The organism is Azospirillum mesophilum (genome assembly GCF_053470405.2).
The window spans coordinates 1-9,236 of the sequence record NZ_JBPXMQ020000086.1; the positions used below are offsets into that span (position 1 = coordinate 1).

Here is a 9,236-nt window from a genome sequence, read left to right on the forward strand (position 1 = left end):
CCGCAGGCAGCGGTATGATACTTTCTAAAAGTCATTCTCATCGGCCCTTGTGGCGTGAATACGATACGAGAGGATCGGTATGAAAGATCATTCTCCGCCCACACCAGACCTTTCTGCGCAGCGAGCCCGTTGTCTGCGTGGGCCTCAGCGGCGGAAAGGACAGCTCGGGCCTCGGGACGCTGGTGCTTGAGGGGTTGCGCCGGCTAGCGGCCGATGAACCCGACACGGTACCGGCGCGGGTGGTGTTCCAGACCGGCCTGACCGGCGTCGACAATCCGGCGGTGGCGCGTCTGGCGCTGCGGCTGCTGGATGACCTTACCTCTTGGGGGAAAGCGACCGGCTTCGACGTGCGCGCGGCGACCTACACGCCGCCGCTCCAGTCCGTCTACGCGGTGAAGCTTCTTTCCGGATCAACCCTACCGTGCTACCCCGGAAGCGCCATGAAGTGCTCGGTGTCGTGGAAGGTGGAGCCCGCCGGCCGCGCCATGCGCGCGCTTCTCCCGGCCATGGCCCGCGAACTGGCTGGGCGCACGGACGCCCGCTCGGTGGAACTGCGGCAGCGTCTGGCCCGCACGAACGGCCCGTTGGTGCTGATCGGTACGCGGCGGGATGAGTCGGCGGCTCGGGCCGCCCGGATGGACAGCCGCGGCGAGGGCGAACACATCCGCGAAACCGACGACGGCCGCCGTGTGGCCGCACCCCTGGCCAGCATGACCGAGGATGACGTCTGGGAGGTCCTGGCCCTGGCCGGGACGGACGGCACCGCTTACCCGGTGTGGCGCCCGGACTTCACGGACCTCGTCCAGCTGTACCGGGAGATGGGCGGCAACGAGTGCCCCATCGTCTCCAATCTGGACGCGAAGCGGACGGGATGCGGGGCGCGTTCGGGCTGCGTGACGTGTCAGGCCGTTGGCGACGACCGCAGCCTCGACGCCATGATCCGGGACCCGCGGCACGCCTACCTGCGCCCGCTCTCCGACATCCGCAACTTCGTCGCCTCCATCCGGTGGGATTGGAACCGGCGCTGCTGGCTGACGCGGACGATCCGCCGCGTGGGCGACCGCTCCTTCGTCCGGATCGCCCCCGACAGCTTCAACCACGAAACCCTGATGCAGCTGATCGGCGCGCACCTGACCGCCGACCGCGACGAGGCGGAACGGGCGCGGCGCTTCGACGCCGCCCTGCGCGCCGGCCGCCTGCCGACCGCCGATCCCTACGTTGCGGCGTGCCTGCGCAACGGCGTCACGCCGGACCAGAGCTATCTCGACACCATGCGGCACCCGCAGTTCCGCATCCTGCCCGACCGCGAGCTGGTGGCGCTGGACTGGTACCTCGCCGTCATGGGCCGCGCGCGCCGCCCCTTCGAGGTTCTCGAGATGGCCCACCGCGTGTGGACGGAGGACGCGTCCTTCCCGATCCCGGCGCCCGTGGCGGTGGAGCGCACGCCCATGCCGGCGCCCCGCTGGCTGGAGTTCACCGGGCCGGCGCCGCACGAGTTCCCCGGCCTCGCCAGCCCGATGGTCGGGGCCTTCGGCGACCTTTGCTACGGCGACGACGAACGGCACGCCACCAAGGACGGGCGCACCATCTTCGCCGGCGAAACACCGCTGTTCGACGTGGATGAAGAAGCGGCGGCCCTGGTGCTGGAACTGCTCTACCCCGACGATCTGCGCCGCGAATACCGTGAGCCGGGACCAACCGGCATCGAGCGCACCGTTGATTTCCACCTGTCGCTCGGCGCGGTGACGCTGTCGCCGCAGGGACGCGCGCGCATCCATACGACCTTCCAGGCCCGGCAGGCGCTGCGCTGGGCCGGCTGGTACGAGCGCTCCAACGAGGAGCTGTACGCCGCGGCGGTGCCCCACCTGCCCGGCGAAGCCTCTGCAGTGCCGCAGCTGGACGTGCTGCCGATCCGGAGCCGGCCGCAGCCGCTGGAACAGCTGGACCTCTTCCTGCCCCAGGCGGCATGACCACGGCCCGCCCCACACCCCACCCGACCGGCCAGCGAGGCACCCGAACATGAAGCCGTCGCCCGACAACCCGCGCTACCGCCTGACCGTCGCCACAGACAAGGGCCTCCTGGCCGTCGTCGCGCGCCACATCAGCCGCAACCGCCCGGCCCGCCCGCACGAACTCGTCCGCGCGATGGAGCGGGGGCGGATGGCGGAGGCGCTGGTGCGCGAAACCGTCCGGGAGTGGACGGTGCTGCTCGCCGGCCATCACCGCGCCACGGTGCGCCCGACCCCGAATGGGGCCTACGCTTGGAACGGCATCGTCTCGCGCGACCTCCTGACCCTGGCCCGCCGCGCCGTCGGCTCGCCGGCGCTCACCTCCGCGCCGGAGGAGATCGCCTGATGCGAGCCGCCGCACAGCCTCCCTCCCCTGCCCTGCCGCCGGCACCGCTCCATCCGGCAACGGCCTGCCACGCCGAACGGGGGCGGTCCCGTTTTGACGCCAACCGCACTCCGTGAGGATCCCCATGCCGCAGCTCGCCCTCTCCCTCGGCGACGGCACGCCGGTCGACCTGCCCAAGCGCAGCCCGCCACCGAAGCTCGTCTACAACACGGCGGTCCGTGAGCAGCGCCGGTCCAGCCCGCACGCATTGGATTTCCTCCCGACCGCTCCATGGGCCGTGCGCGCGTTCGTCGAGCAGTATCTGGCCGACGATCTGGCCGGGTCGGTCGTGCTGGAACCGGCCTGTGGGGGCGGCGACATGGCCCGGACGCTGTGTGAGTACGCGCCAACGGTGCTGACGGCGGACATCGCCGACTACGGGCTGGCCGGGATCGACGGCCGTCCAGTGCGCATCGGGGATTTCCTCGCCTGGGAACCGGACCGGGAGATCGACTGGGTCATCACCAACCCGCCCTTCAAACGCGCGGAGGCCTTTATCCAGCACGCACGGCGCTTCGCCCGACGTGGCGTCGCGGTGCTGGTGCGGCACGCCTTCTCGGAAAGCATCGGCCGGTTTGAGCGGCTGTTCCGCGACACCCGGCCGGACCTGGAGGCGGTGTACGTCGAGCGGGTCAACATGGTGCTCGGGCGTCTCGATCCTGAGATTTCGACGGCCACCGCCTACACGTGGATGGTCTGGAGAACCGGCGGCGACGGTGACACGCGCAAGCGCTGGATAGCACCGGCCAGGGACCGGTTGGAACGGGACTCTGACTGGCACGGCTGGTGGTGGCGCGACCACGGTGGGGCGCCGCTGCCGCACCTCACGCTCCCTTGCGACCGCACCGGGATTGCCGAGGGGCTTGCGCGGGCTCTGCCGATCCTGCGGCGGCCGCACGGCGCCGTCCTCCACCGCAGTCCGCATGGCGCCGTTGCGAGCCTGCTCGAGGACCGCGACGGCCGGACGCGCGTGCTCGCCCGGATCACCGTGCGCCCCCGGAACGCCGGCGCGCGCGACGGGGTGGAGCTGCTGGTGAACGCGCTCGAAGATCACCGCATCCCGTTGATCGCCCGTCCGAAGCGTGCGACACCGGCCTGCACCATTCAGCCTTTCGAGATCCCCTGATGACCAAGCCGTCCCGGTACACTGACATCATGAAAGTGCGCCTCCCCGATGGCGCGTTTGACCGCATCGACCGGGTCAGCGGGATTGATCCGGCGGACCGGAAATCAGGCACGGATGTGCGTGGTCCGATCCTGCGGAAATGGATCATGGAACGGCTTGTCGCGGAGGAGTCGGCGGCGGATGTGGGACTGGTAAGCGCGCCACCGCCCGATCCGGCTGAAACAGATGACTGGCTGGAGCGCGCCGCCACACTGCTGAAGGACCCGATCACCCGCGAGCGGTTCCAGCGCCGAATCTTGATGAGCGAAGACGACCGTCATCGGAAGGCGTTGGCTCTGGTCTGAAGCCGCGGAACGGGCGGCTGAGAGGCGGAGCAGAGGTCCGACCAGCCACACAATCCCTGCCCAACATCGCAACCCGACACCATGTCCGCTCGCACCGCCCTGTTCGCCATCGTGCGGCACCCGGCCTTCCGCCTCGGCGTATTCGACGCCCTGGCGGGTCGGCCCTTCGACGCCGACAACCTAGAGACCCGGCTGTCCGAGTATCAGCTCCAGACGCCACCCCGGCGTATCCGCCTCGACACCCCCGGAGCCACGGCGCTCGCCCAACAGCGCTACGAGGAAGGCCGGCAAGCGGTGATCGCCCACGGCTTGCACTGCCGATCCTGGACCAAGCTTGACCGCCCGCCCATGTCGGTCCGCCGCTTCGTCGAGACGCTTGCCGCGGCTCCACAGATGCAGGCCGCCCGCCAGCCCGGCTCCACTGGCAACCGCTTCTCGTGGCCGTCGCTGCCGCTGCGCGGGCCGTGAACGGCAACCTGGCTGGTTTTCGAGGCGGAGCGCCGTGCCATTGCGCCGTCCGGCGCGGCGTGCAGATCGGACCGTCCGAGTGAAGTTCTCGCCAGCGGAGCGCCAGCTGTGCTATGGCAGCTTCCATTAGATCGACGCGCTTTGTGCCGTTGATTAGACGAACGCCACGGTTGGGGCGTCGTCCGGGAGCCGCTCCGTGACCCGTCCACCTGACATTTCCCTCTCCAATCTTTTACGCCTGGATGACGGTGAGCGACGCGAATGGCTCCGTGGATGGATGCAGCGGATGAACCTGCTCACTGCCCATCAGGCCGCACCCGTTCTGTGCCTCAGCCGCTCCACGGTGGAGCGCATGGTCTATGAGCAGGCCCAGCGCTCGCGGGTCACTGATCAGACGCTGAAAATTGCGTGGCTCATAGAGAAATACGGCTTTGAGGATAGCGCATGATGCGCTATTTTGCTTCAAATCATCGGGGTGTAGCGCAGTCTGGTCAGCGCGCCAGTTTTGGGTACTGGAGGCCCCCGGTTCGAATCCGGGCTCCCCGACCATCAGAAAACTATTTGCTCCCTGCCGTAGCCCCTTACCTGACCAACGGGTGGGGCTCACAGCTGTAAAAGGTCGAGCGTGTGCGAACTGCTTGCGGCCTAGTTCGCGCAGCACAAACGTCCTGGCGGACAACGCGATCGGACGATCGAAGTGCATCATCGATAGGATGGCTTCATGCGCATGAGCACCACAGTCTTGCTGGTCCTGAGTGGCACATCCATGGTCGGTTGCGACAACGCTACGCCACCACCGCCAAAACCGATTGCGCAGCCGGCCCCGATCGCCGCACAGGACTGTGCGCGTGGGGCTGGCGGGGACTGTCGGGCCGGCGGCGTTACCGGCGGCGGAAGCCACGGCTCGTGGTTCTGGTATTCCGGCGGCACAAACGGATCGTCGTCTCACGCAACGGCCGAAGCAAACTCGACACGAGGCGCTGCCACAGCGGGATCGGGCGTTGTGGCAGGACCGCATGCTTCCGCCCCTGCGGCACATGCGGTGACAACGGGCGGCTTCGGCACAACGGCGGCGGTTCATGCCGGGAGTGCCTCATGAAACGAATGCTCTCCGTTCCCCGCTCGGATTGGACGGCCAAAGCGGAGCGCGTCGGCTTCACCTATCACAGTGCCGGACACCTCGGGGATGATGGAGCCCGGTGGGATGAGTCGGTGGCCTATGAGTTCACTGCGGAAGAGGTTGACCGCATCGAGTCCGCGACCAACGACCTTCATGCGATGTGCATGGAGGCCGTCGCCCACGTCGTTCGCACGCCCGACCTTTGGCCGCGCTTCGGCCTTCCCGAACGCGCATGGCCCTACATCGGCGCGAGTTGGGCGCGGCGCGATCCGCACGTCTACGGTCGCATGGACCTGGCGTTCGACCCGGAAGCAGGCGCAGTCAAGCTGCTCGAATACAATGCGGACACCCCGACGACCCTGATCGAAAGTTCAGTCGTTCAATGGTTCTGGTTGAAGGACGTCTACCCAGACGCCGATCAATTCAACAGCATTCACGAGAGATTGATCGAACAGTGGAGGCTAATCGTCCCGCACATCCGGCCCGGCGCCCTGTTGCACATGGCAGCGTGGGGAGGATCGGAAGAAGACGTCCGCACAACCGAATACATGATGGACATCGCGCACCAAGCCGGCGCCACGATCTCCTACATCGACATAGAGCGGATCGCGTGGAGCCCGGAGCGCCGCCGGCTCGTCGATCAGGCGGATCGGGAAATCGCCTATCTGTTCAAGCTGTACCCGTGGGAATGGATGATCACGGAACGGTTTGGGCCTTACCTGCTGAACGACGCCGTGGGAGTGGTCGAGCCAGCTTGGAAAGTCATCCTTTCCAACAAGGCGATCCTCCCCGTTCTGTGGCGCCTGTTTCCCGGCCATCAGCACCTGCTGGAGGCGTGTTACGACGACGAGCGCCATGATTGGTCCGGCGATTGGGTGACCAAACCCATCATGGGACGCGAGGGCGAAAACATCGCGCTGAGCGTCGGCGGGAATATAGTCAGCACGGCCGGAACCTATCGTGCGCAGCCGAACATTCACCAGCGTGCCGTTCGCCTTCCGCAGCTTGACGGGCAGTATGCCGTGATCGGCTCATGGGTGGTCGGCGATACCGCTTGCGGTATGATCGTCCGCGAGGACGAACGCCCGATCATCACCGGAAACTCGCGGATCGTTCCGCACCGCTTAGTTTGAAGAGATACGGACGCCATGGGATGGATTGACGTCACCGATTTGAGCGCGGAATACAAGGTACAGTACAACCCCAAACTTGATCGCTGTCGACACCGCCCGGTGTCTCCGCCTCTAGAGGGTGAGGCGGCCGCACCGGCGACCATAGAGGAGTGGCGGGACGGCTTGCCACCGGACTGGATTGCCGCAGAAGGGCGATAGATAAAGGGGCAGAATCAATGAGACAGCAATGGGAAGAGGCAAGCGCTACGGACAAGCGGAAGCAGGCGGAGCATGACCGTTGGAAGTCGTGGACCATCACCCTGACGTCGATCACGGTCATGCTGTCACCGGTCACCGCGGCCGGCGCCCTCTTCGCCGTGTGGAGCGGAGTACACCGGGATTTCCTGATGTTTGGTGTTGGCCTGCTGTTCTGCCTGCCTCACATCGTCGTCCGTGTGGCTTGGTCTTATGCCTGGGAGCGTGCAGAAGCCGTATGGAGTGACGACGCTGCTTCCAAGCCCGGTCACGCCGACAGCACGCACAACTGCGCATAGCGAAGGAGTTGGTCAATGGCAGAACGCCGATCAGCCCGCAGCGCAACGCCTCCCCATTCGCGACGACCATGACCCGCCGTCAGATCCATCTGCTCGGGCACCTTGCCACGGCTTGGCTCGTCTCGAATATTCCGATCCTACGCGCGCCGTTCGAGTGGTACGAGACCTACTTCCATGAACTCGGCCACGCCGTGTTCACCCTGTTGACCGGCGGGCGTGTCGAGCGGCTGGAGCTGCATCTTCTGGGCTCGGGAGCCGTACTGTGGTCGGGCGGCTGGCCGGTCCTCATCAGCCTGGCCGGCTATGCCTCAACCTTTCTGTTCGGAGGCCTGCTCTACTTGGCGGCGGCTACCAACGCCGACAAGGTGTCGCCGCGCTGGGCCGCCGCCCTGGCCTTGCTCATCGCCGCCACCGTCATCCGCTGGGCCAGCTGGATAGACCTGCCGACGCTCGGCATCGGCGCGGTGATGAGCGCCGTTCTGATCGCCCTCTGGCGCTGGAACAGTCAGGCTCTGACCCACACGGCCCTGAAGTTCATTGGCGCCTACGTGTTCGTTGCCGGCCTCTACTCCCCGACCTTCCTCCTCGTCGGCTTCGGCGGGCATAGCGACGCGCGGAACCTGAGCGCGGCGACCGGAGTGCCCCAGCTTGTCTGGATCCTCCTGTGGCTAGCCATGGGCGCGTATGGTCTGCAGGTGCTGTGGAAGGTCGAAGGGCGTGAGCGGTATCCCGCCGCACCGTAAAAAAACGGCTCTCCGGAAAATCAGGTTGATGGTCAGAGCACGTCATGGCATTATGATATCGGAATAACGGGTTGATAAGGGGCCTCGGCCATGGCACGAAAAGTCACGATCAGCCCAGGTGGGAGATGGCTTCTCGGCGAACTGGTGACGAGGTATCGCCTGGGGCTCGCTGAGTGCGGCGAACCCATCGGCATCTCGGTAGTGAACTTCTCGCCCATCGGTGCGCCGGAGCCTGTCGATATGGCAACGCTGAACGGGCTCGTCCGTCGAGGATGGGTCGTGAAGCGGCCAAACGGCCTCCATTACGCCACCGCTGACGGCGTTGCTGCGTTCGACGGCCTCAGCCTGCCGGCGGCGCCGCCGTCACAGTGCGAGCACCGCACTGCGACAGGCATCCTGTCTGCGCGCCGATGCACGCGGCCGGCGACGAAGGATGGCTACTGCACCCGCCATCACCCCAGCTACGTCTCACCGACCACCGCCCGCTACCTCGCTGAGCATGACGCCCAGGCCGAGCGCGAATAGGAGGGATCGCATGATGCGCCAACTGCTCTCGCGCACGACGACACCGTGGGGTGAACATGTGGTGGTTCACCCGCAAGCCAGAGAAGCCGATATTCGGACGGCCCTGGTCGCCGCCCGCGTACAGCTTCAACCACGCGTCGGAGGGGACGGGTATTTGGTGGATCGGCACTTCGAGCGCTATGTGCTGGCGAGCCTCACCACGCTGGACGATGTGCGGCGCTTCCTCGACGCGCTTGACCTTGGCGCCAAGCGCCGGAACGGCTTCTCCGGTGAATGCGCCAAGGCCCGATCCGCCCGCTCATCCATGGCCTACAGCCATGGTCCCTGGATCACGCCGGCTGAATGGGCTCGCGCATCTCTGGCGCGCGCACGCCGTGTCTATTGCGCCTGTCACGAGACCTGTTGTTTTCACCCCCGTCATTGAGGCGCCCTTGGCGCAAGAATGAGTAAATGCCGGACTCCCTCTTCCTGGATGGGGCTGGTAGAAGGCTGTCGGTCAACGACAACCTGGACGCGGCGCTGCTCATGTCCGATATCCTCAACCTCCCTGGCCTGGACGTGATCGAGACCAGAGAGGACGCGCACGATTACCTGATCCGGGTTGCCCGCCGACGCGCGCTCGATGCCTGCCCTTACTGTTCCGGCGGGCCGATGGTCGCCAACGGCACCAAGACGCAGGGCCTCCGGGACACGCCCATCCATGGCAAGCGGGTGCTGATCGAGTGGGCGCGGCAGCGCTTCCTTTGCCGGGGCTGCGGCCGGACCAGCTACGACCAGCACGAGGCGTTCGACCCGGACCGCCGGATGACCAAGCGGCTGGTGGAATACATCGGCCGCACGGCGCTGCGCC

The 9,236-nt window shown here is 66.6% G+C and carries 12 protein-coding genes and 1 tRNA gene; all 13 read left to right on the top strand.

Annotation, left to right across the window (positions count from 1 at the left end):
- The first annotated feature begins 137 nt into the window (after positions 1-137).
- Positions 138-1,970: an adenine nucleotide alpha hydrolase family protein gene (locus tag ACSVC7_RS32260; protein WP_448208684.1), complete on the top strand. Its 1,833-nt coding sequence runs from the start codon at positions 138-140 to the stop codon at positions 1,968-1,970.
- 49 nt (positions 1,971-2,019) lie between these two features.
- The gene (locus ACSVC7_RS32265) at positions 2,020-2,355 is read left to right on the top strand and encodes a hypothetical protein (protein WP_448208683.1); all 336 of its coding nucleotides are present in this window, start codon (positions 2,020-2,022) and stop codon (positions 2,353-2,355) included.
- A 124-nt stretch (positions 2,356-2,479) separates the two neighbouring features.
- A complete protein-coding gene (locus ACSVC7_RS32270; protein WP_448208682.1) occupies positions 2,480-3,520 on the top strand; it encodes a hypothetical protein in 1,041 nt (346 codons plus the stop codon).
- Positions 3,520-3,864, top strand: a complete 345-nt coding sequence (locus ACSVC7_RS32275; RefSeq protein ID WP_448208681.1) for a hypothetical protein — start codon at positions 3,520-3,522, stop codon at positions 3,862-3,864. The genes ACSVC7_RS32270 and ACSVC7_RS32275 overlap by 1 nt, the downstream gene beginning before the upstream one ends.
- 81 nt (positions 3,865-3,945) lie before the next feature.
- A complete protein-coding gene (locus ACSVC7_RS32280; protein WP_448208680.1) occupies positions 3,946-4,332 on the top strand; it encodes a hypothetical protein in 387 nt (128 codons plus the stop codon).
- 196 nt (positions 4,333-4,528) lie between these two features.
- The gene (locus ACSVC7_RS32285; RefSeq protein WP_448208679.1) at positions 4,529-4,780 is read left to right on the top strand and encodes a hypothetical protein; all 252 of its coding nucleotides are present in this window, start codon (positions 4,529-4,531) and stop codon (positions 4,778-4,780) included.
- A 23-nt stretch (positions 4,781-4,803) separates the two neighbouring features.
- Positions 4,804-4,881: transfer RNA gene (locus ACSVC7_RS32290), tRNA-Pro, on the top strand.
- 546 nt (positions 4,882-5,427) lie between these two features.
- Positions 5,428-6,585, top strand: coding sequence for a glutathionylspermidine synthase family protein (locus ACSVC7_RS32295; RefSeq protein WP_448208678.1), 1,158 nt, complete (start codon positions 5,428-5,430; stop codon positions 6,583-6,585).
- A 215-nt stretch (positions 6,586-6,800) separates the two neighbouring features.
- The gene (locus tag ACSVC7_RS32300) at positions 6,801-7,118 is read left to right on the top strand and encodes a hypothetical protein (RefSeq protein WP_448208677.1); all 318 of its coding nucleotides are present in this window, start codon (positions 6,801-6,803) and stop codon (positions 7,116-7,118) included.
- Positions 7,119-7,186: 68 nt separating this feature from the next.
- Positions 7,187-7,861, top strand: coding sequence for a M50 family metallopeptidase (locus ACSVC7_RS32305; protein WP_448208676.1), 675 nt, complete (start codon positions 7,187-7,189; stop codon positions 7,859-7,861).
- A 90-nt stretch (positions 7,862-7,951) separates the two neighbouring features.
- Complete coding sequence (locus tag ACSVC7_RS32310) at positions 7,952-8,386, top strand: hypothetical protein (protein ID WP_483509139.1); 435 nt, start codon at positions 7,952-7,954, stop codon at positions 8,384-8,386.
- Positions 8,387-8,396: 10 nt separating this feature from the next.
- Positions 8,397-8,810: a hypothetical protein gene (locus ACSVC7_RS32315; RefSeq protein WP_448208674.1), complete on the top strand. Its 414-nt coding sequence runs from the start codon at positions 8,397-8,399 to the stop codon at positions 8,808-8,810.
- A 26-nt stretch (positions 8,811-8,836) separates the two neighbouring features.
- On the top strand, positions 8,837-9,236 hold a 400-nt coding region (locus tag ACSVC7_RS32320; protein ID WP_483509141.1), incomplete at its 3' end, for a transposase family protein.